The 26,368-nt window shown below is 36.2% G+C and carries 27 protein-coding genes; 17 read left to right on the forward strand and 10 right to left on the reverse strand.

Features of this window, described 5'->3' with window-relative positions:
- Positions 1-22: 22 nt before the first annotated feature.
- Together V7Z48_RS00285 and V7Z48_RS00290 are read left to right on the forward strand one after the other, a co-directional pair.
- Positions 23-787 (forward strand): MBL fold metallo-hydrolase, encoded by a 765-nt coding sequence (locus tag V7Z48_RS00285; RefSeq protein WP_334111376.1) that lies wholly within the window; start codon positions 23-25, stop codon positions 785-787.
- Positions 788-810: 23 nt separating this feature from the next.
- Positions 811-1,317: a hydrolase gene (locus V7Z48_RS00290; RefSeq protein WP_334111377.1), complete on the forward strand. Its 507-nt coding sequence runs from the start codon at positions 811-813 to the stop codon at positions 1,315-1,317.
- On the opposite strand, the gene V7Z48_RS00295 is transcribed toward V7Z48_RS00290, so the two are convergent.
- From V7Z48_RS00295 to V7Z48_RS00325, 7 genes are all read right to left on the reverse strand, one after another.
- Positions 1,314-1,967 (reverse strand): alpha/beta hydrolase, encoded by a 654-nt coding sequence (locus tag V7Z48_RS00295; RefSeq protein ID WP_334111378.1) that lies wholly within the window; start codon positions 1,965-1,967, stop codon positions 1,314-1,316. The genes V7Z48_RS00290 and V7Z48_RS00295 overlap by 4 nt on opposite strands.
- Before the next feature lies 1 nt (position 1,968).
- Positions 1,969-2,298 (reverse strand): hypothetical protein, encoded by a 330-nt coding sequence (locus V7Z48_RS00300; RefSeq protein ID WP_334111379.1) that lies wholly within the window; start codon positions 2,296-2,298, stop codon positions 1,969-1,971.
- A 102-nt stretch (positions 2,299-2,400) separates the two neighbouring features.
- The gene (locus tag V7Z48_RS00305; RefSeq protein WP_334111380.1) at positions 2,401-2,772 is read right to left on the reverse strand and encodes a helix-turn-helix domain-containing protein; all 372 of its coding nucleotides are present in this window, start codon (positions 2,770-2,772) and stop codon (positions 2,401-2,403) included.
- A gap of 10 nt (positions 2,773-2,782) precedes the next feature.
- On the reverse strand, positions 2,783-3,079 hold the full coding sequence (locus V7Z48_RS00310) for a type II toxin-antitoxin system HigB family toxin (protein WP_334111381.1): 297 nt from the start codon (positions 3,077-3,079) through the stop codon (positions 2,783-2,785).
- A 75-nt stretch (positions 3,080-3,154) separates the two neighbouring features.
- Positions 3,155-4,408 (reverse strand): dihydroorotase, encoded by a 1,254-nt coding sequence (locus V7Z48_RS00315; RefSeq protein WP_334111382.1) that lies wholly within the window; start codon positions 4,406-4,408, stop codon positions 3,155-3,157.
- Entirely contained in the window at positions 4,405-6,327 is a 1,923-nt protein-coding gene (locus V7Z48_RS00320) for a BatA domain-containing protein (RefSeq protein WP_334111383.1), read from the reverse strand. Before V7Z48_RS00320 ends, V7Z48_RS00315 begins: the two co-directional genes overlap by 4 nt.
- A gap of 158 nt (positions 6,328-6,485) precedes the next feature.
- Positions 6,486-7,595 carry a glycosyltransferase gene (locus V7Z48_RS00325; RefSeq protein WP_334111384.1) on the reverse strand — a complete coding sequence of 370 codons (1,110 nt, stop codon included), beginning with the start codon at positions 7,593-7,595 and terminating at the stop codon, positions 6,486-6,488.
- A gap of 3 nt (positions 7,596-7,598) precedes the next feature.
- Between V7Z48_RS00325 and V7Z48_RS00330 the strand changes: the two genes are divergently transcribed.
- Both V7Z48_RS00330 and V7Z48_RS00335 read left to right on the forward strand, forming a co-directional pair.
- Positions 7,599-9,488: a M61 family metallopeptidase gene (locus V7Z48_RS00330; RefSeq protein WP_334111385.1), complete on the forward strand. Its 1,890-nt coding sequence runs from the start codon at positions 7,599-7,601 to the stop codon at positions 9,486-9,488.
- Positions 9,489-9,745: 257 nt separating this feature from the next.
- Positions 9,746-10,252, forward strand: a complete 507-nt coding sequence (locus V7Z48_RS00335; RefSeq protein WP_334111386.1) for a hypothetical protein — start codon at positions 9,746-9,748, stop codon at positions 10,250-10,252.
- A gap of 827 nt (positions 10,253-11,079) precedes the next feature.
- Here the strand turns inward: V7Z48_RS00335 and cysM are convergent.
- Together cysM and epsC are read right to left on the reverse strand one after the other, a co-directional pair.
- The gene (gene cysM / locus V7Z48_RS00340; protein WP_334111387.1) at positions 11,080-11,964 is read right to left on the reverse strand and encodes a cysteine synthase CysM; all 885 of its coding nucleotides are present in this window, start codon (positions 11,962-11,964) and stop codon (positions 11,080-11,082) included.
- Complete coding sequence (epsC, locus tag V7Z48_RS00345) at positions 11,961-12,755, reverse strand: serine O-acetyltransferase EpsC (protein WP_334111388.1); 795 nt, start codon at positions 12,753-12,755, stop codon at positions 11,961-11,963. Before epsC ends, cysM begins: the two co-directional genes overlap by 4 nt.
- Positions 12,756-13,024: 269 nt before the next feature.
- On the opposite strand from epsC, the gene V7Z48_RS00350 reads away from it, so the two are divergent.
- From V7Z48_RS00350 to V7Z48_RS00375, 6 genes are all read left to right on the forward strand, one after another.
- A complete protein-coding gene (locus tag V7Z48_RS00350) occupies positions 13,025-13,903 on the forward strand; it encodes an ABC transporter permease (protein WP_334111389.1) in 879 nt (292 codons plus the stop codon).
- A 375-nt stretch (positions 13,904-14,278) separates the two neighbouring features.
- Entirely contained in the window at positions 14,279-14,482 is a 204-nt protein-coding gene (locus tag V7Z48_RS00355; protein ID WP_334111390.1) for a GIY-YIG nuclease family protein, read from the forward strand.
- Between the two features lie 257 nt (positions 14,483-14,739).
- Entirely contained in the window at positions 14,740-16,044 is a 1,305-nt protein-coding gene (locus V7Z48_RS00360; RefSeq protein ID WP_334111391.1) for an ABC transporter ATP-binding protein, read from the forward strand.
- Positions 16,028-16,666 (forward strand): CmcI family methyltransferase, encoded by a 639-nt coding sequence (locus tag V7Z48_RS00365; RefSeq protein WP_334111392.1) that lies wholly within the window; start codon positions 16,028-16,030, stop codon positions 16,664-16,666. The genes V7Z48_RS00360 and V7Z48_RS00365 overlap by 17 nt, the downstream gene beginning before the upstream one ends.
- A 22-nt stretch (positions 16,667-16,688) precedes the next feature.
- Entirely contained in the window at positions 16,689-17,516 is an 828-nt protein-coding gene (locus V7Z48_RS00370; protein ID WP_334111393.1) for a class I SAM-dependent methyltransferase, read from the forward strand.
- Complete coding sequence (locus V7Z48_RS00375) at positions 17,501-18,433, forward strand: glycosyltransferase family 2 protein (RefSeq protein WP_334111394.1); 933 nt, start codon at positions 17,501-17,503, stop codon at positions 18,431-18,433. Before V7Z48_RS00370 ends, V7Z48_RS00375 begins: the two co-directional genes overlap by 16 nt.
- Positions 18,434-18,489: 56 nt before the next feature.
- Here V7Z48_RS00375 and V7Z48_RS00380 read toward each other — a convergent pair whose 3' ends face one another.
- Positions 18,490-19,239, reverse strand: a complete 750-nt coding sequence (locus tag V7Z48_RS00380) for a hypothetical protein (RefSeq protein ID WP_334111395.1) — start codon at positions 19,237-19,239, stop codon at positions 18,490-18,492.
- Positions 19,240-20,182: 943 nt separating this feature from the next.
- Between V7Z48_RS00380 and V7Z48_RS00385 the strand changes: the two genes are divergently transcribed.
- The 7 genes from V7Z48_RS00385 (at position 20,183) to V7Z48_RS00415 (ending at position 26,367) form a co-directional block, all read left to right on the forward strand.
- Positions 20,183-20,413, forward strand: a complete 231-nt coding sequence (locus V7Z48_RS00385; protein WP_334111396.1) for a hypothetical protein — start codon at positions 20,183-20,185, stop codon at positions 20,411-20,413.
- A gap of 68 nt (positions 20,414-20,481) precedes the next feature.
- Positions 20,482-21,531: a glycosyltransferase family 2 protein gene (locus V7Z48_RS00390; protein ID WP_334111397.1), complete on the forward strand. Its 1,050-nt coding sequence runs from the start codon at positions 20,482-20,484 to the stop codon at positions 21,529-21,531.
- On the forward strand, positions 21,528-22,757 hold the full coding sequence (locus V7Z48_RS00395) for a glycosyltransferase (RefSeq protein WP_334111398.1): 1,230 nt from the start codon (positions 21,528-21,530) through the stop codon (positions 22,755-22,757). The genes V7Z48_RS00390 and V7Z48_RS00395 overlap by 4 nt, the downstream gene beginning before the upstream one ends.
- 2 nt (positions 22,758-22,759) lie before the next feature.
- A complete protein-coding gene (locus V7Z48_RS00400) occupies positions 22,760-23,536 on the forward strand; it encodes a glycosyltransferase family 2 protein (RefSeq protein WP_334111399.1) in 777 nt (258 codons plus the stop codon).
- Positions 23,527-24,426 carry a glycosyltransferase gene (locus tag V7Z48_RS00405; protein ID WP_334111400.1) on the forward strand — a complete coding sequence of 300 codons (900 nt, stop codon included), beginning with the start codon at positions 23,527-23,529 and terminating at the stop codon, positions 24,424-24,426. Before V7Z48_RS00400 ends, V7Z48_RS00405 begins: the two co-directional genes overlap by 10 nt.
- Complete coding sequence (locus V7Z48_RS00410; protein ID WP_334111401.1) at positions 24,423-25,349, forward strand: NAD-dependent epimerase/dehydratase family protein; 927 nt, start codon at positions 24,423-24,425, stop codon at positions 25,347-25,349. The genes V7Z48_RS00405 and V7Z48_RS00410 overlap by 4 nt, the downstream gene beginning before the upstream one ends.
- Entirely contained in the window at positions 25,336-26,367 is a 1,032-nt protein-coding gene (locus V7Z48_RS00415) for a glycosyltransferase (RefSeq protein WP_334111402.1), read from the forward strand. The genes V7Z48_RS00410 and V7Z48_RS00415 overlap by 14 nt, the downstream gene beginning before the upstream one ends.
- The last annotated feature ends 1 nt before the right edge of the window (position 26,368 follow it).

The raw sequence follows: 26,368 nt of genomic DNA on the forward strand, positions 1-26,368 counted from the left end.
TTTTTGCACAAACTTAACAGCATTGAAAGTAACATTTTTAGGCACTGGAACTTCACAGGGTGTACCTGTTATTGGAAGCACGCATCCAGTTTGTTTAAGCAGAAATCCAAAGGATAAACGATTGCGCGTTTCTGTTTTGATTGAATGGGATCACTACAGTTATGTAGTAGATTGTGGCCCAGACTTTAGGCAGCAAATGTTAAACAGCGCTTGTGCTAAAATAGACGGCATTGTTTTTACCCATGAACACGCCGATCATACCGCGGGATTAGACGACATCAGGCCATTTAACTACCGTCAAGGCGCTTTGCCGATTTACGCACATTCCCGAGTTTTACAACAATTGGAGCAACGATTTGCCTATATATTTGCTACAGAAAACAGGTACCCAGGAGCACCAGCGGTTATTAAAAACAAAATTGAAAATAACCATCCTTTTCAACTAGGAAACATAATGGTAATTCCGATAAACGGTATGCATTTTGAAATGCAAGTTTTTGGCTTTAGATTTAATGATTTTGCCTACCTCACCGATATGAAAACGGTTGAACTTAGAGAAATCGAAAAAATAAAAAACGTAAAGGTATTGGTGATTAATGCCTTAAGAGAAGAATCGCATATGTCGCATTTCAACTTAAGCGAGGCTTTAGAGTTTATAAAATTAGTAAACCCAGAACGCGCCTATTTAACCCATATTAGCCATTTACTTGGTTTTCATGATGAGGTACAAGAAAAATTACCGAAAAACGTTTTTTTAGCCTACGATAATTTACAAATAAACGTATAATTTTTGAATTAAAAGAAACTGCTATGAAAAGTAGAATATTTATGTACCTTTTTATTTTCGCCATATTGTTGGTCATCTTCCAGTATGCGAATGCTAAAAACATATTAGAAAGTTACCGTATTAAAACCGAAAAGAAAGAAGCCCAAGTTGAAAAACTAAAAGACTCTGTTCAGAAATTATTCGACCGCAACTACGATTTATCTCTGTTCACCATTACCAATAACGATGATGCCTTATCTTATTTTGAGGATACAGATTTAAACCGCGATAACATTGAAGCGATGGTTATGGATGCCTTGTACAACACCAATACCTATACAGGTGATGAGCATCCGTTGGTGCCGTATATGTCTATGACCGATACTAAAATGATTATCAATCAGGCACGTGTGGTCAACCACAAATGGGTCTTGGCAAACTTTACCGATGGTAAGTTTTGGGGCGAGTTGTTTTTAAGCTATGAATTTCAAGGAGAAACCGTACTTTTTAAAGTTGAGAATTATTTGTTATACACCAATTCTGGCTATTAGGTATGCTTTTCTAACCAAGTTTTAAAGTCAAAGAAGTTGGAAGGGGCTACACCATGTCCTACGGGATATTCTTTATAAACATGATTTATTTTTAAAGCTTCTAAAAACGGCACTGTTTTACGAGCCCATTCTACAGGAATTACCTGATCGGCACTACCATGAGAACAAAATATATTGAGTTTGGCGTAGTTTTTAGCTGTAAAATCTTCAGCAATAATACCAGTATTTATATAACCGCTTAAAGCAACGACATTTTTTATTTTTTCAGGGTAGGTGAGTGCCACTGCCAAACTTAATATGGTACCTTGGCTAAACCCTATCAAGGTAACGTTGTTAGCATCGGCATCATAAGCTTCAACTGCTTCATCAATGCATTTGGCGATTAGGTCACGCGCCACTTTGGCTTGTTCATCATCGCTCCATTTTCCCTGCTCGTTATCAAAATTAATCTCATACCAAGCATTGCCAAACGGTGGCATAGATAAGGGTGCGCGTAAGGATACAATGCAGTAGTTGTCATTTAATTCGGTGGCAAAACTGAAGAGGTCATTTTCATCGCTGCCATAACCGTGACATAAGATTACCAATGGCGCTTTTCTAGCCATTTTTGAAGGTCTTACTACGTGTTCTAAACTAAGTGTTTTTGCCATATTATTTTAAACTTTTAAACCAATCTTGAAAGATGGGACCCAAATAGGGAATGAGTTGGTATTTACCGTTGATAGCGCCCAATAAACTATGCACCCAAGCCGCAAAAGTGATGAAGTATAAAATGGTTCCAAAAATGGAATCAACATACTTTTCACAAATATTGGAAAAGGCTACCATTATGATAAGTCCAATCATTTGCCTGGCATGAAAAAACACAAACGGATTGCGCTTCTCTATATTAAGACTCACGGCAATGAGTAAACCGAAAATCGTAAAGTAATTGACGATGGCTAAGGTTTTACCTTCTTTAATAATGGTGTTTTGAGTCATTTATCAATATCTTTTTGAATCATTTAAGAGCAATATCCGTAATAACATTTTAATTAATTAAAGCTATAAGATGGATGAATTTATTGAATAATCTACTTCGATTTATTTCTTTACAAGGTCGTAATTAATTACTAAAACTGAAGCTGAAATATCTAATAAACGCTCCAGTTCTCTTATCATATCCACGGTTAATTTTTTTTTGCGATTTAATATTTCCGAAACACGGCTTTTGCCTCCAATAATTCCGATTAAATCCTTCTGCCGTAGGTTAAGCTCTTCCATTCGTATTTTAATGGCTTCAATTGGATCTGGAGCCTCAATGGGATAGTGCTCATTTTCATAATTTTCAATAAGCATAGACAAGATTTCGGCCTCGTCTCCTAGTTTACTTTCAGATGGCGCATCAAAAATTACATGTAATCGTTGTAGTGCATTTTGATAATCTTTTTCCGATTTAATAGGCTTCAAATTCATATTTATTTAATTAAATTTTGTTGGCGTCAATGTTGTCATATGCAGCATGCGTGCCAATGAAACGAATAAACGCCCACTGTCTTTCATAATTAAACCTGACTACAAGACGGTATGAATTTCCTTTAATGTTAAAAACTACCCGACTATTTTTAAGGATACTTGCACCGTTATATGTTTGTTTGATATCGTTTGGATTATGCCATTTCGAACTTCTAGCAATGTCATACCAAGTTTTAAGATATTGTTCCGAATCAGGATGTAATCTCCAAAAATCAACCAACGTTTTTTTTGCAATAATCCGTTTCATTAGCCAAATTATGTCACAAAAGTAGCAAATAGTTCTCAAAATAAGAACTATTTAATTAAATTTAATATTTTGCTTTTATTTTACCATCAATTGCCCTTTTGCATACACCCCATAAACCGTTCCTTTTAACTCAGATTTTAAGAATACTGAATTACTGGAACAGCTGTGAATATGCGAGGTCTCAAATTGGTATTTAGGCTTTGGATTGAACAAGCTAAGATCAGCAGTTTGCCCAATCGCTATGGTGTGTTGCATTATTCCGTAAATAGATTTTCCTTTGGTTAATAAGGAAACCGCTGTGGTGGTATCAAATAAGGTATTCAGGGCACTAAAAGCTGATTCTAAACCGATAGTGCCAAACAAGGCGTGGTCGAATTCAATTTTCTTGTGTTCAATATCAATAGGGTTGTGGTCGGAGGTTACCAAATCGATGGTGCCATCTTCCAATCCTTTTTTTAATGCTGCTATGTCTTTTTTGTTTCGTAATGGTGGTAAGAGTTTAAAGTTGGTGTCAAAATCGTGTAAGGCTTCGTCGGTGAAGTACAAGTTGTGAATGGGTACGCTACAGGTCACGTTTAAGTGCTGCTTTTTGGCTGCTTTTATGAGTTTAACCGATTCGGCTGTAGAGATACAAGGGATATGTAATTTTCCGTTGGTATATTCCAACAGATATAAATCTCTGGCTACTTGGAGTGCTTCGGCTAATGGGGGATTTCCTTTTAAACCTAAGGAAGTACTGGTAATATCTTCATTCATGACACCTTGGCCTGAAATTTTCGATTCCTGCGGGAAGGAACACACCAAGCCATCAAAATTGGAGGCGTATTGTAATGCTATTTTTAAAACATTTGGATTGGATACTGCGTGCTGATAATCGTAGAATGCTTTGGCACCAGCGGTATGCATATCGAACAATTCAGCTAAATCTTCACCTTTTGATTGTTTGGTTAAAGCACCAACTACATTAAGGTTTACAGGGCTATTTGCTGCCTGTGCTTTTAAGTAATTAACACTGGATTTGTTATCCGTTACTGGATTGGTGTTGGCATTTAATGCTATTGCCGTAAACCCTGAAAGCGCTGCTGTTTTGAGTCCGTTAGCTATAGTTTCACGTTCTTCATAACCTGGTTCGCCAAAACTTACGCTACTGTCAAACCAGCCTTGCGATACATGAAGGTTGGGTAAACTTAAGGTTTTGTAATTTTTCGGATTGTCTAGCTGTTTAGCGATGTTGGTAATGACGCCTTTTTCAATAAGAATATCAACAGTTTGGTTGTGAAATTCGCTGGAGGAATCTAGAACCGTGGCTGATTTTATGAGTACGTTCATTTAAAATATTTTAAGATCAGCAATTCAAGTACTAAAAAGCACAAGGCAAAAATAACAAACCATTTCCATAAAGCATTGATGTTTGTGGCACTTTTTATGCTATCAATCGCGGCTGTCACCGTTTGGTAATAATTAAGATCTTTATAATCTTTCATATTCAAATAGCGCAAGTCACTTTCCTTGCGACTATAATTATAACTTAACTGCCCAAGTATTTGGTCTTTTTGCTTGACATCAACAATGCCAGAGCTTGCCGGAAACTCATCGGTGGTGATACTCACTTTTTGATTAAAAGCCTGCTGCATCGGTATGACGGCGGTTTCCTCATTATTTAAGGTGAGAATTTCATCTGTACCAACCGAGGCGGCTATGTCGATTGTATTGGTATTGCCGATGGTATAATAGAGTCTGGGTAATTTTAAACTGCGTTCTCCAATATTGTAAAACACTGGCACAATCAGTGGCGACTGTTTAAAGTTAGAATAGTCTGCACTAATAGGCGCTGTAAATACGTAACTGGTATTGTATTGCTGCAAAAAGGAATTACCGTCCTCAAAACGCAACACCGCACTACTTCCCATTCCTTGACTATAAAACCGATCTACTTTTGGGTATTGAAAATTATCCACCGATTTGTCAAACACATTGTTTAGCAACGGATGTGAAAAATTAATGTTGGTGATGCGCTTTTCGTTGGTGATGAGCCTACCGTATGATCCAACATTAATTAGGCTCAGTAACTTGTTATAACTATTCAGGTCGGAGTTTGCTGCAGGAATCACAACTAAATGTCCGTTGTTGTTCACAAAGGTTGCTAAAACAGTAATTAAGTTTTCAGGAATGCTCTCAAGCTCGTTTAATACTACCAGATTTTGATTGGATATCAAACTATAGTTGAGGTTTTGAAGCGAGGCGGCAGTAAAATCGAACCTGTCTTCTTGGTAAATTCTGAATAAAAATCGGTCATCAGCATCTGAAATGCCGAGCACATTTATCAGGTTCATCGTGTTTAAATTGAAATAAAAATCGTTATCAAAACTTAAGTGCTCATCTTCAATCAACAACTTGCCTTTAAACAATTCATTGGCTGGAATGGTGAAAACAACGGTATTGCCTAAGCTAAAATCGACTGCTGTTTTCGTCACTAAAACTTCATCGTTAAATAAGGACACAGCCAACTCTTCATAGGCATCACCTTGCTGACTTAAAAAAACCTCCAGATTCATGGTTTCGCTTCCGTTCATCTGCACGGCCACACTGTCAATACTCACGTTCGCGACTTCTTGGGGTTGTAATTGAATGGCGTTCACTTTTATGTTGGCCTCTAGTGGATTGCTAAATGCTTCGTCTTGCTGTTGAAAATCAGATATGAATAACAGGTTTTTCTGAGTTTCAGCTTCCTTGCTAAACAAACGCTCACTGTTGAGTAATACAGCGCTGTATGGTAATTGTTCGCTACTGTATTCCAATTGTATCAGGTCGTTTTTTATGGCTTTTAGTGTGGTATTTACAAAAGTTTGATTATTAGTGAACAGTGAAATTTTCTCTGTTTCTGGCAGTGTTTCAAGTAGCGAGGTAATGGCGGTATTCAATATAGAACCATTTTTGCCTTTGGCCTGCATGCTAAAGGAATTATCAAGGTAAATAACTGTTTCTTGACTCGCTTTAAAATCATCGGAATTGGTGGTGTAGGGCTGTGCAAAAGCGATTACAACACAAGCTAGCAAGAACATGCGGGTGAGTAAAATAAGCCATTTTTTTAATTGTGAACTTTTACGCGTTTGAACTTCTATATCTTTTAAAAACTTGACATTGGTAAACGCTACTTTTTTAAATCTGCGCAATTGAAATAAATGTATCAATATAGGAATGAGCAGTAATAATAATGCGTAGAGAAGTTCAGGGTGTTTAAATTGCATGCGTTTTAATTAATAGTCAAAACTACGTATTTTTTAATCGACAAGGGCGAAGGTGTGTCCAGCCCATAACTTATAAACTGAAATTTAATAGCGGAAAGATAAGGATTAGGCTTTTAAGTCAATAAAATGCTTTGGAGAAATTTAACGTTTAATTGCGCCTAACAGAAAAAGAAGTAATCCTTCATCGCCTCTAAGGCCTTGGCTTTAAACAAGGTCTTAATCTCTTTCTGAGCCTCATCATTCGCCACGGAAACAATTATCTGGGGGTTTTCAAGTGTGTCGATGGTTGGATAATCATACAGTAAAGTATCGTATATTTTTATCCCGATTTTTCTAGGATTGTCGCAAATCCAATAAAACTCAATGTTGTGTTCGATTAGATATGTAGCAATGGTTTTTCCTTTATAGCCAGCACCTAAAACAACCAATGGTCTGTTGGCATCATAATTCAATTTTAAAAAATAATGTAGTTTAATGTCTAAAAAGTAATTCAAGGCGTAATGCTCGTGCGTTCTAGACGTTCGCCAGCTGTAATCGCGCCAGTAATGCAAGATTTGGTCCGACGGCAAACAAATCAACCCACTTTCGTAAAACCGAAAGGTTAAATCGTAATCTTCAGGATAGCGGTTGGGTTCAAAAGCACCACAGGCAATTAAATCAAATCTATGTACCATCCAGCAAGGTGAGGCGATGACGCATTCCTTATATATATCAGAAAAATTATCACCTTTCTGCGTTAATTCATTTAACCATTTTTCATAACGACTGTAACCATCACTTATACCAGCGTCACTAAAATAGTTAACCATTCCCAAGGCGATGTGTCCAGAACCATGTGATTGCAATTGTGCCGTCATGGTTTCTAACTTTTGGGGCGACATAATATCATCGCTATCCATTCGGGTGATGTAATCGCCAGTACTATTTTTAAACGCTGTTCTCAAAGCTTCTATGATGCCATGGTCTTCATTGCGGATTAGTTTGATACGCTTGTCTTTCTGGGCGTAATCATGAACTATGTTATAACTATTGTCGGTGGAATGGTCATTTACAATAATTAGCTCCCAACCGCAGTAGGTTTGGGCCACAATTGAGTCTAGGCATTCCGCAATAAAAGCTTCGGTATTTTTAAAAGGTGTGAGGATGCTAACTAAGGCTTCATTCATGGCATAAAAGTATAAAAAGGAATAAATTAACATAAGTTTTTCTAGCCAATTTTGTAACGAATTGTAGCTTTGCCCGTCACATACAACAAATTTTAAATCCATTTTATGAAATCATTTATTTATTCCTTTATACTCGCCGCGGCATTGGTGGGCTGTAAATCAACCGTAAAAACCACCAACGATTTAGATGTTAGCAATCCCATTGTTACCAGTATTAACCTAATGGAAGTCAAGGACGACAAAGCGCCTGTTGTGATCAACCCAGGCAGAATTACCCTGGACGAAGTGGTATATCGCTTGCCAAGAGTTGTTCAAGGTACTTATTCTGTAAGTGATTTTGGAAAGTATATAGATGATTTGGTGGCTTTAGATTATAATGGTAATCCTTTGACAGTAAATAAGATTGATGAGAATTCATGGTCTGTGAGCGATGCCACCAAACTCGATAAAATTGAATATTATGTTAATGACACCTTTGATATTGAAGCAGGTGGTGGTATCGGCGGTGAGCAACCGTTTTCGCCTGCGGGCACCAACATTCAAGAAGATAATTACGTGCTAAACCTACATGGTTTTATAGGGTATTTCGATCACCTTAAATCAGCACAATACACCTTAGATATTGCAGCACCAGCCGATTTTGTTAGAACTTCTGCGTTGCAAGAAACAGGAAGTTCCACCTCGGCCGATGGTAAAACCATCACGACTTCCTATTATGCGCCACGTTATTTTGATATCACCGACAACCCTATGATGTACGGTGATTTAGATGTTGAAACTTTCAAAGTAGGAGATATTAATATCGTACTCAGCGTGTATTCGCCAAACAAAGTACATTCAGCCACTAGCTTAAAGGAAACCGTTGTGAAAATGATGGAAGGCCAAAAAGCCTACTTAGGGGATATTGACAGCACACCACGCTACGATATTTATATTTACCTCGCGGGTCAAGGCCCAGAGGAACCTAAAGGATTTGGAGCCTTAGAGCACCATACATCAACCGTAGTGGTAATGCCCGAAGCTATGGATGCTAATTCACTATCAAAATCTATCACCGATATTGTAGCACATGAGTTTTTTCATATTGTAACGCCGTTATCGGTTCATTCTGAAGACGTGCATTACTTCGATTATAACGAGCCAACCTTTTCAAAACATTTGTGGATGTATGAAGGCGTGACCGAATATTTTGCCCAGCATTTTCAAGTCTATAAGGGCTTGGTAACCGAAGATGAGTTTTACGCTGAAATGGTATCGAAAATAACCTCTTCTTTAACCATGGACGATGCCATGAGTTTCACCACCATGAGTGAAAATGTATTGGAAGAACCTTATGCTTCTAATTATTACAACGTGTATCAAAAAGGGGCTTTAATAGGCATGTGCATTGATATTTTAATGCGTGAGCAAAGCAACGGTCAGCGCAGTATGTTGTCGCTTATGAAAGAACTATCTTTAAAATACGGCAAAAATAAACCATTTACCGATGACGATTTAATTGCTGAAATCACAGCAATGACCTATCCAGAAGTTGGTGATTTCCTAAAAACCCATGTAGAAGGAACAACACCTATTAATTACGGTGATTTCTTTGAAAAAGTAGGATTGGTGTTAGCTGAAGAACAAGTCAAAACCAATTATATTCAAAGTGGACAAGCCTTCATTTTTGGCGCTAACCAACAAACTGGCGAAATTTATTTCAGTGAGCTGGCACTACAAAATTCGTTCTGGGCTTCGCAAGACATTCAAGCCAATGATGTCATAAAAAAGGTTAACGGCACCGAACTTACCATGGAAGCAGCCCAAATGATCTTGGGACAAATGTATATGTGGCAACCCGGCATGGAAATAGAATTAGAACTAGAACGCGCTAGCGAACCATTTACTTTAAAAGCAACGCTTACTGAAGCTTATTCTAAAGGTGTTAAATTACAGTCGGTTGAAACACCAAGTGAGGCACAGTTGGCTTTAAGAGCCGCTTGGTTGAAGGGGTAGGTTTTTAGTTATGAGTTATGAGTTCGGAGTTCAGAGTTAGTGGTGGTGGTGGAAAGTGAACAGTGAACAGAAAATAGAAAAAAAATCTTAGGTCTTTCATCTTCCGTCCTCCGCATCTCATGTTCAAGGTAGTGGGATAAAGGTTGCGAATTCTGAGTGTTTTAATGATGAAGTAAGCGCCACCTATTATACCTAGTTTTCATTACTGGCATAGATATTGAACTGTCAATACCTATAACTATAATTTAAACTTAAACATGAAAAAAATCTTATTAGTATTTAGTGTGCTTGCAACAGGTTTTGCTTTTTCTCAGGATAATATTGAAATCACTCCTGAAAACTCTTGGTTCAAAACTGGAATTACAATTGGTGCGCCTGTAGGTGATACTGCCGATTTTAGTTCTTTTACGCTAGGAGCCGATGTGAGAGCTCAATACTTGGTAAATCCTAACTTCGGAATTGGTGTGGCTTCAGGTTACAATCATTTTTTTGGTAAAGATAATTTTGATGATCTTGGCCTAATTCCTTTAGCAGGTTTTGCAAGATATTACGCCACAAACAAAGGCTTGTTCTTCGGAGCGGATTTTGGTTATGGTTTTTTAACGAATGCTAATGACAATAGCGGTGGTGTATATGTGAATCCACACATTGGTTACCACAATGTAAAATGGAATTTTTATGCTTTCTACCAAAACACCTTTGCTGAAAATGAATTCGACATTCAGGTGGTTGGCTTAGGTGCTACTTATAACATTATGTTCTAATTTACCAAAACAGTAAAATACTAAAAGGATAGCCGATGGTTATCCTTTTTTTTTGTTTTATGAACTTTGTAATCTGATTAATAGATAATTGGTTTTTTTTAACCACGAAGTCACAAAGGTCACAGAGACTTTTCTTTGTGAACTCTGTGTCTCTGTGTTAAATATTTTCATCACAAAACCACTAAGGGCACTAAGTTTAACATAAAGACACGGAGTTTTTATATTATTTTTTCTTTGTGAACTTCGTGACTTCATTGTGAACTTTGTGGTTAAATTATCCAGCCTGTTAGGAGATGGTGTTTTTCATTAATGCTCTAACATTTATTTATTATTTACATTGTAATCTGAGACATCAGTGCTCTGTTTTTTTAACCACGAAGTCACAAAGGTCACAGAGACTTTTCTTTGTGAACTCTGTGTCTCTGTGTTAAATATTTTCATCACAAAACCACTAAGGGCACTAAGTTTAACATAAAGACACGGAGTTTTTATATTATTTTTTCTTTGTGAACTTCGTGACTTCATTGTGAACTTTGTGGTTAAATTATCCAGCCTGTTAGGAGATGGTGTTTTTCATTAATGCTCTAACATTTATTTATTATTTACATTGTAATCTGAGACATCAGTGCTCTGTTTTTTTAACCACGAAGGCATAGAGTTTTTCACAAAGGACAGAGAGTTGTGTATTATTATATGCACTTTTTATTTGTGAACTTCATGTCTTCTTTGCGGACTTTGTGGTTAAGTTATCCCATCACCAAAGGCATGGTGTTATTTTCAGATTACATAGCGTAATCCATGCAGTCCGTGTAATCCATGTTACAGTGTTACTCAAACAAATCCGAAGACAAATACCGATCACCACGGTCGCAAATAATAGAGACTACCAAACCACTGTCGAGTGTTTTGCACAGCTCTAATGCCGCATGGGTGCAACCACCACTGCTCATACCCGCGAAAATCCCTTCTTCTTTAGCAAGTCGTTGGGTCATGACCTTAGCTTGGGCCTCGCTCACTTCCAATATCGTATCTACTTTAGACGGATTAAATATCTTGGGCAAATAGGCCTCCGGCCATTTTCTAATGCCAGGAATTTTGGAGTTATCGGTAGGCTGAACGCCAATAATTTGAACCGAATTGTTTTGTTCTTTTAAAAAAGTAGAGGTACCCATAATGGTTCCTGTAGTTCCCATAGAAGACACAAAATGCGTTACTTGACCATCCGTATCACGCCATATTTCAGGACCAGTGGTTTTGTAGTGCGCTTTCCAATTGTCGTCGTTGCCAAATTGATTGAGCATCAAATAGTCCCCGTTCTTACATTTGGTTTCTGCATAATCTCTGGCACCTTCAATACCCACATCTGCTGGGGTAAGTGTAACCGTTGCGCCATAAGCCCGCATGGTTTGTACGCGTTCTTTGGTAGAATTTTCAGGCATCACTAGCTCAATGTTCAACTTAAATATACCTGCTATCATTGCTAGGGCAATCCCTGTATTACCACTGGTAGCTTCTATAAGTTTGGTGCTTTGGGTAATCGTGCCGCGGTCTAAGCCACTTTTTAGAATGTTATAAGCCGCACGGTCTTTAACACTGCCACCAGGATTGTGACCTTCCATCTTAAAATAAAGTGACACTTTAGGGTTGGGATTTAAGTTCCGACATTTTACTAGTGGCGTATTGCCTATTAACTCTAATATAGATGGATTCATAGGTTTTCCTTACTATTAGCAGGTTTTATTTTAATTTCCGGTGTGTGGTAGGCAATAGAGTTTGGTGGTACCGAACTGGTAATCCAAACATTCCCACCAATTATGCTATTGGCACCAATTACGGTGTTTCCACCTAAAATTGTGGCGTTGGCATAAATAGTCACATTGTCCTCCACCGTTGGGTGTCGTTTGGTGCCTTTCACTGATTTGGTCACATATAAAGCGCCTAACGTTACGCCTTGATACATTCGGACGTTATTTTTAATCACTGAGGTTTCACCAATAACAATCCCTGTGGCATGGTCGATAAAAAACGAAGATCCAATGTCAGCCCCTGGATGGATATCCACACCCGTAATACGATGGGCATACTCCGTCATGAGTCGGGGTATAAGTGGAAACCCTTTCAAAAACAATGGTCTGCTCAAGCGGTACACAGCCGTGGCATAAAATCCGGGATAACATAGATACACCTCTTCAACCGACAGGGCCGCAGGATCGTTGTCGTCTAAGGATTTCGCATCCATATTTAGCATCTTTAATATTTCGGGGAGCTGCTGCATATAATCTTCCCAAATCTTATGACAGTTTTTAGCTTGGTTCCAGCAAACAATATCTGCCAGTTCATTAAAAGTGTGTTCTAAATCGGTGAGACCAGCTTCCAGCGAGGCATCTTTATCAAACAAACACTTAAACAATAGTTGGGTAAAGAATTCTGTTTTTTCTTTTACTTTATATGAAATATCAGGTTGCTGCTCCTTGATACCTTGGATGATGTTTGCCTTTGTCATAAGTTTTTTCTTCTTACAAAAGTAGGGATATTTGATTTATGATATTAGAAGTGGAAAGTGGAAAGTGAGAAGTTTAGACCATGAAATAGATTGACGGTTTAAAATGGGTAATGGTTTGCTGCGTTTTGGTTTACTTTTGATATAATTTCACTTATGCTACTCTTGATAAAAATCGAATTGATGATTATGGGTTTAATTCAGGAAAATTTGGTCCCGATCTTTATCGGATTGTTAATTGATATTTGAAATTTATTATCTTCGACCCCGTAATGAACAAACCAACCCACACTCAACAAGAGCAACTCTGGTTGTACACCATTTCGGCAAAGCAAAACCCGTTGTCTCTTAACTTAAAAGAGATCTGGCGTTACCGCGATTTGCTGGTCCTATTTGTAAAGCGGGATGTGGTAACTTTATATAAGCAGACAATTTTAGGGCCGTTGTGGTATGTGATTCAGCCACTGTTTACTTCGGTTATATTCACCTTAGTATTTAACAATTTGGGCAATATTCAAACTGGTGGCGTACCACCATTTTTATTTAACCTAGCTGGTATTACTGCCTGGAACTATTTTAAAGAATGCCTCACTGGCACATCAGATACCTTTGTGAAAAATCAAAGCATCTTCGGTAAGGTGTATTTTCCACGTGTGATTATGCCCATGTCTATTACCGTGTCTAACTTATTGAAGTTTGGCATTCAGCTAGGTATTTTTATAGCATTCTATATATACTTTGCTTTTCAAGGAGCGAATCTTGGCTTCAATTATAATCTATTATTATTTCCTGTATATGTCTTCATGATGGCTCTGTTGGGCTTGGGTTTAGGGATGATTATTTCATCGCTTACCACTAAGTACCGTGACCTCACTATTTTAGTGACTTTTGGAGTGCAATTATTGATGTATGTTTCTGCCGTGCCTTATCCCGTCGCCGAAGCCAGACTGAAGTTTCCAGATTGGGTGGTACCATTTGTGGAGTACAATCCGTTAACCCAAATAGTAGAAGGTTTCAGGTTTATGTTGCTTAATAGTGGCAGTTTTAGTTGGAGTGGATTAATTTACACATTTGCGGTAAGTGTTGTGTTGTTTTTGCTTGGTTTGGTGATTTTTAATAAAACGGAGAAGAGTTTTGTGGATACTGTTTAGCTGGTATTAGGAATGCGGGATGGGGTTGTTTCACCTTTTTAGTTTTGAGTGCTTAATGGTGTTTGGAAATGGGGTGGAAAGAGGTTGCTTCACCCCCAACTTCGTTGGGGTTCGCAAGGACCGTCCTTGTTCTGGTTGCTTTAGCTTGGACGTATTGTCCATTGTTAGGATAAATAGGACATAATTGTAAAAACGACAAACTGGTATCATTGCCTGCTTCGGCAGACAGGCGAGGAGCGTAGCGAGCCTGTGCTGAGCGAAGTCGAAGTAAAGCAAGCTCACCGAGCAAGTAAAATCCCTCATAAAAACTCCACACCCCAATAGCACAAAACCCAAATTAATCCTATATTTAACCCTTTAAAATACGGCAGTCAATTGAAACCTGGGCTTGTTTACATCCTCACTCATAAGAATCATACCACTTTATACGTAGGTGTAACATCCCAGATTGTTCAAAGGATGAAACAGCGTAAAGAAAAAAGGTATCCAGGTTCTTTTACAGCGCGTTACAACCTGTATAAGTTGTTGTATTATAAGGCATTGAGATCGATGACGGAGGTGATAGCGAGAGGAAAATAATTAAAAGCTGTTGGCCCCGATAGCTAACGGGGGGCAAAGAAGGTGGCGTTGATTGAGAGTGTGAATGCTGTTTAGAGAGATTTGTATTGGAAAGTTTTAGTAGAGTTTGGGAATGCGGGATGAGGTTGCTTCAACCCAACAAGTTGGAGAGAGGTTAATAGAGTTGGGAAATGGGGAGGAGGAGGTTGCTTTACTTCGACTTCGCTCAGCACAGGCTCGCTTTGCTGCTCGCAATGACTGTGATTTTAAATGAAAATATGATAATATTAAAAGCTGAAAATATATCAAAACAATACCGCCTAGGCTTAGTAGGCACTGGCACCATAAGTCACGACCTGAACCGTTGGTGGCATAAGGTACGGGGTAAGGAAGATCCTTATTTAAAGGTTGGTGCGGTTAATGACCGCAGTACCAAAGCCGAAAGCCAGTATGTATGGGCTTTGCAGGACATTAATTTTGAAGTAGAACAAGGTGAGGTACTGGGGATTATTGGAAAAAACGGTGCAGGTAAAAGTACTTTGCTAAAAATATTGAGTAGAGTAACAACGCCCACCACAGGTGAAATCAAAACCCGCGGACGCATTGCCTCATTGCTGGAGGTAGGAACAGGATTTCACCCCGAAATGACCGGAAGAGAGAACATTTATTTAAACGGTGCTATTTTGGGCATGACCAAAGCCGAAATCAAAGCCAAAGAAGAAGAGATCGTAGCCTTTAGCGGTTGCGAACGCTATATTGATACGCCTGTAAAACGCTATAGTAGCGGTATGCGGGTGCGTTTGGCCTTTGCGGTGGCTGCACACCTAGAACCTGATATATTGGTGGTTGATGAGGTACTAGCGGTTGGCGATGCTGAGTTCCAGAAAAAGGCCATTGGGAAGATGCAGGATATTAGTAAGGGTGATGGGCGTACTGTTTTGTTTGTGAGTCATAATATGGATTCGATTATGCGTTTGTGCACACGCGCTATTCTTATGAAAAATGGGCGTATTATCGAAGATGGCAAAGTTTCCAAAATAATCGACACTTATCTTAGTACCGAGTTTGGCGCTACAGCTGAAAAATTATGGCAAAATAATAATGGCAATGAGATTGTTAAAATTTTGTCTGCAAAAGCACACAATAAAAATCATGAATCATCAGAAAACTTCAAGATTACCGAAAAAATAGGTATTACAATAAGATATCAAGTTTTAAAACCTGGGCATAAAATTCATTCGGCACTAAATTTCTTTAACTCTAGTGGTGTTAATATATTTGATTCACATGAAAGTAATACCAGTTTGTATCATGAAAGAAAAAGTGAAGGCGTTTATGAAACAACTGTATGGGTTTTTGAGAATTTATTTTCAGAGGGCGTCATTGTGGTTGGTGTAGCTTTGGTTACACATGATCCTTTTAGCGTGCATTTCCATGAAAATGATGCCATTGCCTTTAATATTATTGAAGACATGAATCAAAGTCCAACACGTGGAGATTATGTGGGAAGTTTGCCAGGAATCATTCGACCTAATTTAAAATGGGAATCAAGAAAGAATATATTACATGATAAGGTTAAGTAAAATTAAAAAAGAAGAAGCGGTAAAGGTTAGTATAGCATCTATAGATAAAGGTCATCACCAAGTCACTTATCGGGGTGTGAAAGCAATTAGATGTCCGTTTGATTATGTGATATATCAAATGATTATATCTGAAGTTCAACCCGATTTAATTATAGAAATTGGGACAAGAAAAGGCGGTGGGGCCTATTACTTGGCAGATTTATTAGATAGCTTTGGTAAGGGCATAATTCACACTATCGATATTGTTGATGAGGTTGAGTCAATAGTTAAAAAACACGAGAGAATAAGTTTCTTCACAGACGGCTGGGCTGGATATAATTTAGAGATGGCAAAAGGATTTGATAAAATTCTTATCATTGAAGATGCTTCACATATGTATGAAGACACCATTGGTGTATTGAATAAATTTCATCCATTAGTTTCTAAAGAATCCTACTTTATTGTAGAGGATGGAATCATAAATGAACTAGGATTAGAAAAGAAATATAATGGAGGTCCGCTTCGTGCTATTCGTGAATTTTTGCCTGAACACCCAGAGTTTAACGTAGACAGAAAATGGTGCGACATGTTTGGTAAAAATGCTACTTTTAACGTGAATGGTTATTTAAAGAAAATAAGATAACAGACTATTTTTCGAACAATCTATGAAATTAGAATTCACAGGCGAGCGTTTATTGACTAGTGTTCACAATGATAATACGGTAAAACATCTTCACAGATATGCTCTTGCGCTAGAAATAATTAAGCATAAAACTGTTCTGGATATTGCTTCTGGTGAAGGTTATGGCAGTTATTTAATGAGTAGAAACGCTAAATTTGTTTATGGAGTTGATATAGATAGAGAGATTGTTACATTTGCTACAAAAAAATATGCACATAAGAATTTACAGTTTCTGGAAGGTTCAACTAGTGCGATTCCTTTAGAAGATAATTCCGTAGATATGGTTGTAAGTTTTGAAACTTTAGAGCACCATGATCAGCATGATGAAATGATGACTGAAATTAAACGCGTTTTAAAGACTGATGGTACACTTTTAATTTCTACTCCCGATAAACATTATTATTCAGATTTAAGGAATTATCAAAATCAATTTCATGTAAAGGAATTGTACAAACAACAATTTGTTGATCTGGTGGATAAATATTTTAACAATCACCGTTTGTTAAGTCAAAGTTTTATTAATGGTAACTCAATTATTATAGAGGACAAAAAACGAAGGGATTTTGAGTTTTATTCAGGAAATTTCACTGAAGTTAAAACCATAGATTCTGATCCTCATTTTTTAATTGCACAATGCTCCAATAGTGAGCTAAAATTATTAAAGGACTCAATATTTGATGGTAAAGAGTTAATTGATTCAAATTTTATAGAAAACCAACTTAAAATAGTTTATAATTCAAATTCATATAAACTTGGGGATTTCATACTTAAACCATTAAAAGTAGTAAAGAAATTTTGGAGAAGAAAGTAATAAAAGCATATCCGGCAACTATAATCATCGTCACCTATAACGCTATGCCTTGGATTGACAAATGTTTACAAAGCGTTGGCTCTTGTCCTGTTGTTGTGGTAGACAATGCTTCTACAGATCAAACGCTTTCTCATATTCAGAATAATTACGCAAACGTCACTTTATTACCGCAAACGCATAATTTGGGTTTTGGCCAAGCCAATAATATTGGTATCCGTTATGCCTTAGATGGTGTGGCAGAGCACGTTTTACTACTGAATCAAGACGCTTACCTAGTTGACGATGTATTGGATAATCTGATAAGCTTTCAGAAAAGTAACGTCGAGTATGGTATATTAAGCCCAATTCACATTACTGCTAATAAACAAAAGCTTGATAAAAATTTCTCAAATTTTATGCTAAGAGAAAAAACTGGTAGTTTTTATTCAGATTATGTGTTGGGAAATAGGAAACCAGCAATTTACGAAGTACCATTTGTAAATGCTGCGGCCTGGTTAATTTCAAGGAAATGTCTGGAAACTGTGGGCGGTTTTGATCCCTTATTTTTTCATTATGGAGAAGATGATAATTATTGTCAACGCGTAAGTTATCATGGTTTCAAAATAGGCGTTATACCGAATACTTATATAATTCACGACAGAGCAGATAGAATTTATGAAAAACCTGAAGTTTTTAGTGAGTCTTATTTTAACGAGATAGAAAAGAAATATAAGGTAGTTTACGCAAATATCAACAACGAAAATAAGATTGATATAAAAACCAGAAAACTAAAAATTTTAGTTTTAAAACTTCAATTAAATTTAAAATTTAGGCGTGCAAACCAATATTGGCGAGAGTTAAATTTAATAAAGTCATTAAAGCCTAAGATAGAAAGAAGTAGAGCAGTGAATTCCAAAATAGGACAACATTATTTATAATTATAAAAAAACCCGACTTGCCACAGTCGGGTTTCCTAACGTTTCACTCTTAAGGCTTACAATACTTCAATAAGTTGTAAGGCATTAAAAGCGCCGTTATTGAGCGGGTACTGCACTGCATTCATTTCTTGAAAAAATGCTACTTTCAAAAAATAAAGTTGGTTGCCGGTACCGGCAGGCGCGGCAGGAGGTGTTAAGGTCACAGTGGTTGCCGTTAAATTTATGGGCAAGTTTACCACGTTACTCAACTCCAGCGCCTTATCTCCCGTCTCAAAATCCAGATTTAAGAATCCACAGCTTAGGCTTACATTTGTTGCCCCTTGCGGGAAGTTAAGCCGTCGTGCGGGGATAAAATCTATTATTGACACTTCGCCCGTTACCGTATCAAGGTTGTAATCGGCTAACAATACGCTGCTTAATGTAGAGCGACCGTAAAATTCGAATCCTTTTAATGCGGCGCGGCCTTCGGGTGTACTGAGACCGATATAGACTTTTCGTTGTCCGCGTACCGAAGTGGTGTCCTGGTTTCTCACCTTGCTCATCACTCTGGTTAAACGACTGGTAACGCGTTTGTCTTTGGCATCGGCCATTAGGTCTATAGCTGCTAAGCGTAATTGCTTACCGATAGTGGCACTTTGTGCGAACTCGCCCATATTTTCGCGTGTTCTCACAAATGCTGGATCTGTTTCGATGCGGTTTTTTGAAACACCGCCTTTAGTACGGATTTTGTATCCGTCGCCATCTTTGTAGAAGGTCATCTCTCCTAGGGTACCTTCGATATTTAATAGGGATCTTGTCTTTGCCATCTCTTTTTAAATTTATGACTACCTATGTAGTCGTTAAACAATAATTTAATAACAATTGGCAGTGGTTGCTCCCGGGTTCGAACCGGTTTGATATGTCGACCTATCAACTACCTTGGTTTCGGGATTGGCCACTGCTTTAATTGTTGAGACAAATATAGAATGAGAATTTGATTAATTAATATGTAAATACCATATTTACAGATAATTATATTTTTTTTTACTGATCTTTCTCGCATTTGACTAAAGGGTTTATTTTCGTTAAAAAGTGGTTATATTTTTACATTTTTTTACCTTTTTTACCTTTGTTGGGATATGGCCTTGGTATGTGGAAACTTTTTAGCATTTTAAAGTTTTCATTAGGTTTTCATTAGGTTGTCATTAGGTATCCATTAAGTATCCATTAAGTAAGCATTAAGTAAGGGTTAGGCAAGGGTTAGGTTGACCCGTCCTAAAATAACTTTGTAGGTTTTAGAAAGTACAGATAGGCATCGATGAGGTTCCTTTACTTCGACTGCGCTCAGCACAGGCTCGCTGCGTTCCTCGGAAGGATGGGTTTTTAAAGTAGCGTTGAAATTTAATAAAATATCGGTATAAGGTTTTGGTAATACAACATTTGTAAAAATGTATCGATAAAGTGTATTATTTATACGATAAGTTGCTTATTTTAAGATATATATATAATTTCTTACATTATAAAACATTTAATCGAAAAATTAGATTTATTAACGATGTTTTTTAAAATGTATATTAAATTTGTTAAGAGTAGTTTTATAAGGTTCGATAAAAAGTCATACCATTAAATTGTTTTATTGAATTTAAAAGCTATTTAGGTTAAGACGGCCATTGAGGCAAGTATTTATTAGTGATCCATTGAATTAATTTCATTTACTATGACTTGTTGGCTGTTAAGTCAAGAAGAGAATAATAATTAAATTTTAGTAAGATGAAACAGAAGTCCCCATTTCTATACATCGAAGATGTTAAGGTTATCTTTGGATGTTGCGGTCGAACCGCGAGAAAACGAATAAGTAAAGCCCATGAGCGTATTGGTTTACCCGATGAAACTTTTATAAGCATTCAAGGATTTTGTAAGGCTTATGACCTTAGCGAAAAACGCATAGAGGCTATCTTGAGAGGTGAAGCCGAACAACTGAGCCGAGAATACGCGACATAAGTTGTTTGCAATTGCAGTAAAATGGGTTAAATTAGCTGACTAAATGTGAATGTTAAATACTTACATGCGTGCTTACTGAACAACCACTGGTCTCAATAATAATCCCGACCTACAACCGAGCCCATCTAATAGGAGAGACTCTTGACAGCGTCTTGGCCCAAACCTATACCAACTGGGAGTGTATTGTGGTGGATGATGGGTCTACAGATAAAACTGATGCAAAGGTACATTACTATGTAAATCAGGATTCCTGTTTTAAATATGTTTTACGTCCTGAACGAAAACCTAAGGGAGCAAATGCATGCAGAAATTATGGACTTGAAATTTGTAATGGTGATTTAATAATGTTTTTAGATTCCGATGATATTTTATTTTTGGATTGTCTTGAAAGGAGAATCAATTTTTATTTTGCTAGTGGTGCGTATGATTTTTATATTTTTCAATCTTTATTATTTAATTACAAACCAGGAGATTCAAACCATATTCCTAATATCCTAGAAAAAGAAGATTGCGATTTGGCACGTTTTATTAGCTTTGATTATCCATGGAACACAAGTTCTGCACTTTTAAATGTGCACTACTTGATGCAAAATAATTTGACATTTGACGAGCAGTTAGATCACCATCAAGATTTAGATTTTTTCGTCCAGCTTCTTTGTAATTTTCCAAACTACGTCAAATCTCATAATAGACCTGATGTTTATATAAGAATGGCAAGCCCTGACAAAGAATCTAAAAAAACACATAAAGATTCGCATCTTAAAGCTAAAATAAAGTTTGTAAATAATCTGTTAAATCATATAAAGGTCTTGCCATGTAATCAAACTGAATTAAAAAGACGAATTTTAGGATTGTCCCTATCTTACGGAATTTTGTTTTGGTCGTTGAGGCGATATAAATTGCTTTTAAAAAATCTTTTAGTTTTCGTTAAAAATGCTTATTTCACATATTTTATTATTTATTTACCCTTATTAATATTGGTTCTGTTTAATAAAAAATATAAGGTTGTAGGAAAAAAAACCAAGTACAAAAAATTAAAATCATTTATGAGTTACTATAGTTTTGACAATTCTACATTGGGAAAATTGAGTTTTGATTCTATAAACCTAATTAAATGAAAATTGTTCATGTCACGTCAAAGACAAAAGGAGGCGCGGGAGTTGCCGCATTACGACTTTTCAAAGCTTTACAAAACTTTAGTGATGTTCAGGTGGCATTTGTTTCTATTGACAAAACTATAAATTACAATGGTGATATAATAAATGATGCCTTTTTCAGCTACCTTAAACCAACGCTATTTAAAAGGGCTAATTTGAAATTAGCAAATATTTTTTTTCCAACAAGAGCCTTTCTATATAGAAAAAAATTAAATAAATTTAAAGGGCAATTAAATTGCGAAATAGCGTCTTTACCTTTTAGTCATTTTAAACTTCATAATCATCCGTTGGTTCAGGAGGCGGATGTAATCCATTTACATTGGGTAGGCGATTTTATTGATTATAAATCTTTTTTCTCCTCAGTAAATAAAAAATTAATTTGGACATTTCATGACATGAATCCATTTCAAGGCATATTTCATTATGAAAATGATCATTTTGAAAATTATGATCTCATCAGAAAATTAGACCACGAAATAATCAATTATAAAAAATTACAATTAAAAAAATCGACCTTGTCGTGCCTTATTTTTCCTTCCAACTGGATTTTAAATAAGGCTAAGGAAAAGACGAATTTAATTGACATTAAATTGGCAAATGTACCCTACACAATTGATTTTAATTTTTTCAAAATACTTGACAAGCAAAAATTGCGTAAAAATTTTAACATTGACTCTTCTAGTCCTGTTTTGCTTTTTGTTGCCGACCGTATTGATGTACACAGAAAAGGAGTAGATTTACTTTTTGATGCATTGAAACTTATGGATACTCAAGTTACAATCATTACCGTTGGAAGTGGGAATGTGCCAAATTTTGTAAACCATAAAGTTGTTAATTTTGGCAGAATTGAAGATCAAAACACCATGGCAGAAGTATTTAATTTAGCCGATGCTTTTGTAATGCCTAGCAGAGAAGACAATTTGCCAAATGTAATGTTAGAGTCACTGGCCTGCGGCGTTCCAGTAATATCCTTTTTAAATAGTGGTGCAAAAGACTTTGTTATTGATGATAAAACAGGAGTTTTGATTCATGAAATAAGCGCTATTGCATTAAAAGATGGTATTGAAATGTTTATAAAGAACTCAAATGGTTATGACCCAAGATATATCTTTGAGTTTGCTAAAAAACATTTTAATCCGGAACTTGTGGTAAATAAACATATAAATATTTATAGAACTGTACTTTAAATATGACACCAAAGCTGTCAATAATAACAATAAACCTAAATAATCGAGCTGGTTTGATGGCTACAATCAACTCTGTAATTAGTCAAACTTTTAAAGATTATGAGTTTTTCATTATGGATGGCAATTCAGACGATGGTAGTTTAGATATCATTGAACAAAATCGGGAGCATATAAATTTTTGGCAAAGCGAACCCGACAGTGGTATTTTCAATGCCATGAACAAAGCTATTAAGCTAGCCAAAGGAGAATATTTGTTATTTTTAAATAGTGGTGATTGCTTAACTTCAAATAATGCTTTAGAGGATTTTATAAAACACAAACTTTTTCAAGGGGACATTATATATGGAGATTATCAATATGAAAAAGGTGGTAAAGTTTATCCTGACCACCTATCACCATATTATTTTATGAGAACATCGCTTCCGCATCAAAGCACCCTCTTTCATCAAAGCGTGTTTGAGCTAATGGGTTATTATGATGAAACCTACAAAATGGTGAGCGATCGGGCATTTTATTTAAAATGCTTTTTAAGCGGGAAATTTACATTTACCCACATTCCTTACGCATTAACTTTATTTGACCTTCATGGATTTAGCAATGATGCTAACTATAAAAACAAAAAGAAGAAAGAGGATGAACGTATGTTTAGGGAACTTTATGGCTTGTATTACAATGATATGAAAACCATTACAACATTACATCAAAAACTATCTGAATGTCAGCGAAATACGTCATACGGTATTTTAAAACGATTTAAAAAACGAATGGGTTGGAAATAAGTAAAATTCCATTAGTAAGTGTTATAGTGCCTACTTATAATCGTCCAGAATATTTAGAACTCACTTTGCGTAGCATTAGTGAACAGACCTATAAGAACATTGAGATTATTGTGGTTGATGATGGTACAGAAGGAAACCAAAATGATTTGATTTGTAAAAAGTATAAGAATCTTTTATATAAAAAAATTCAAAATAGTGGTGGCCCTGCAAAACCGAGAAATATAGGTATAAAATTATCCAAAGGTAAGTACTTGGCCTTCGTTGATGATGATGATTTGTGGATACCAACCAAAATTGAGGAACAAGTTGATATTCTTGAGAAAAATAAAGATTTTGATTTAGTACATAGCTATTGCGCCATAATTGATAAAGACGGCATTGTTCAAGATAAGGTGGTTGGTAGGCCAGGTTCCCCAGATACAAAGCATGGCGATGTTAAACTAAAAATGATGGGTAATTGGACAATCATGATGCCAACACCCCTAATTCGAAAAGAATTAGTTAATAAGGTTGGACTATTTAACGAAGAAATAGAACCAACGTACGCAGACGTTGAATTTTTTACTAGAAATTCATTTTACACTAAGTTTTACTATATAGATAAGCCTCTGGTATTTTATCGTAAACATGAGGAAAATATGTCGTCTGATTTGAGCATTTATAAATCATTACCGTTTGTTTTATTAAAATTATTGAAATCTCTATATGATTTAAATATTATTTCAAAACACGAATTTTTTAAGTTAAGACAAAATTTATGTCAAATGCGTTTAAAAATGTTGCGTTATGATTTTTGGGGAGTACTGTTAGATTTATTCAAAATAAATTACTTTTGGTTTTTAAACATCAATAATGTGAAGCTGTTAACAAAGAAGATATTGAATTTATGAGTGCAATCTTAATCACCGGCGGCGCCGGAAATATAGGCAGTGCATTAGCTGATAAACTATCCAAAAACCCAGATAACCTCATTGTAATTGTAGATAATTTGAGTACAGGTAGTTATTATAAGGTGCCAAAGATAGGAAATGTCATTCTAATTTCCGCAGATGTAAATAACTACAATGATGTTGTTGCTATTTTTGGTAGATATAATTTCGATTATGTGTTTCATTACGCTGCCATGGTAGGTGTAAAGCGTACGCTAAAACATCCTATGCAAGTACTGCATGACATAGAAGGTATCAAAAACATATTGATGCTATCAAAAAATACAGGTGTTAAACGAGTGTTTTATTCTAGCTCTTCTGAAGTTTATGGCGAACCCTTTGAAATCCCGCAGAATGAACTTACCACACCATTAAATTCTAGACTCCCTTACGCCATTGTTAAAAATGTAGGAGAAGCTTTTTTTAGGGCCTATCACCAAGAATATTTTTTAGATTACACCATTTTTAGATTTTTTAATACCTATGGTCCCAACCAAAGCGATGATTTTGTAGTACCAAGATTTTTAAAAGCCGCCTTAAAAAACCAACCTATTAATATTTATGGCGATGGCATGCAGACACGTTCATTTTGCTATGTAGATGATAACGTGGATACTTGTATAAAAGCAATGACAGATCCAAATTGCAAGAACGATGTTTTGAATGTAGGTAGCGATCAAGAAATAACAATTCTTGATTTAGCAAAAAAAATAATTAGCATCACCCAATCTAAATCCGAGATTATTCATCTACCACCTTTAGAAGAAGGCGATATGACACGTCGGTGTCCGGATACTACAAAAATGAAGGCCCTATTAAATAGGCCTTTAATCTCTTTAGAAACTGGTTTGCAACAACTAACAGCATTTTATGAGAATAGGTGAAAATCCTGAAAAGGTAAATAATGTTCTTAGTAGCGAAGCGTATCATCGTATCATAATACCAGTTTACATACCTAATGAGGAAGGTTACTTTAAAGATGCTTTAAAAACATTCAAACTTTGTTTAGAATCACTGCTCAATACCATTCATGATAAAACTAGAATAACTATTTACAATAACGGCTGCTGCGAGGCAGCAACAGATTATATCAATGCTCAATACCAAAATCAAGAGCTAATTGACCAAGTGATTAATTCAAAAATAAATGTTGGTAAAATCAATGCTATATTGGCTGGGGCAAAAGGAAATGTAGAACCTTTGTTAACCATAACGGATGCCGATGTACTGTTTAAGAATGAATGGCAGAAAAGTGTTGAAAAATTGCATTATGATTTTCCTGAGGCCGGAATGGTCTGTCCGATGCCAAGTAGTAAAGGTTTGTTTAGTTATTGCGCCAACAATTGGTATTACGGACTATTTAAAGGTGGCTTAAGGTTTAAAGATGTTGAAGATGCAAAAGGATTGATTATGTTTGACCAGAGTCTAGGAAATAACAAATCACTTCTAAAAGAAATACACTTAAAACGCTATTTAACCATAGCCAATAAATCAAATTCCAGTTGTGCGGTAATGGGAGGCGGGCATTTTGTGGCTACAATGAAAAGAATAGTATTAGATAAAGGTAATAATAGTCCAACCAGTATCAAAATCGTTGGTGGTGTAGAAAATTTGTACATTGACAAACCAAACGAGGACTTAGGACTATTAAGGATCGCTACTACCAAATGCTATGTTTACCACATGGGAAATGTTTTTGAAGATTGGATGCTAGATGAGTATAATAAGACCATAAATAAAAATCATAGATTGGAATATTATTCATTTGAAAATTTTTATCCGAACCGTACTCGTTTTTTTGGAAGAAAATTTGGTGTGTTACTTCAAACATTCTTGAAAAAGAATCAAAAATTTAAATTGTTTTTTTTGAACAGATTGGGTTTAGCCTATCAAGATTATTAAT

Source organism: Paucihalobacter sp., assembly GCF_036825875.1.
In the GTDB taxonomy this organism is placed as follows: Bacteria; Bacteroidota; Bacteroidia; order Flavobacteriales; family Flavobacteriaceae; genus Paucihalobacter.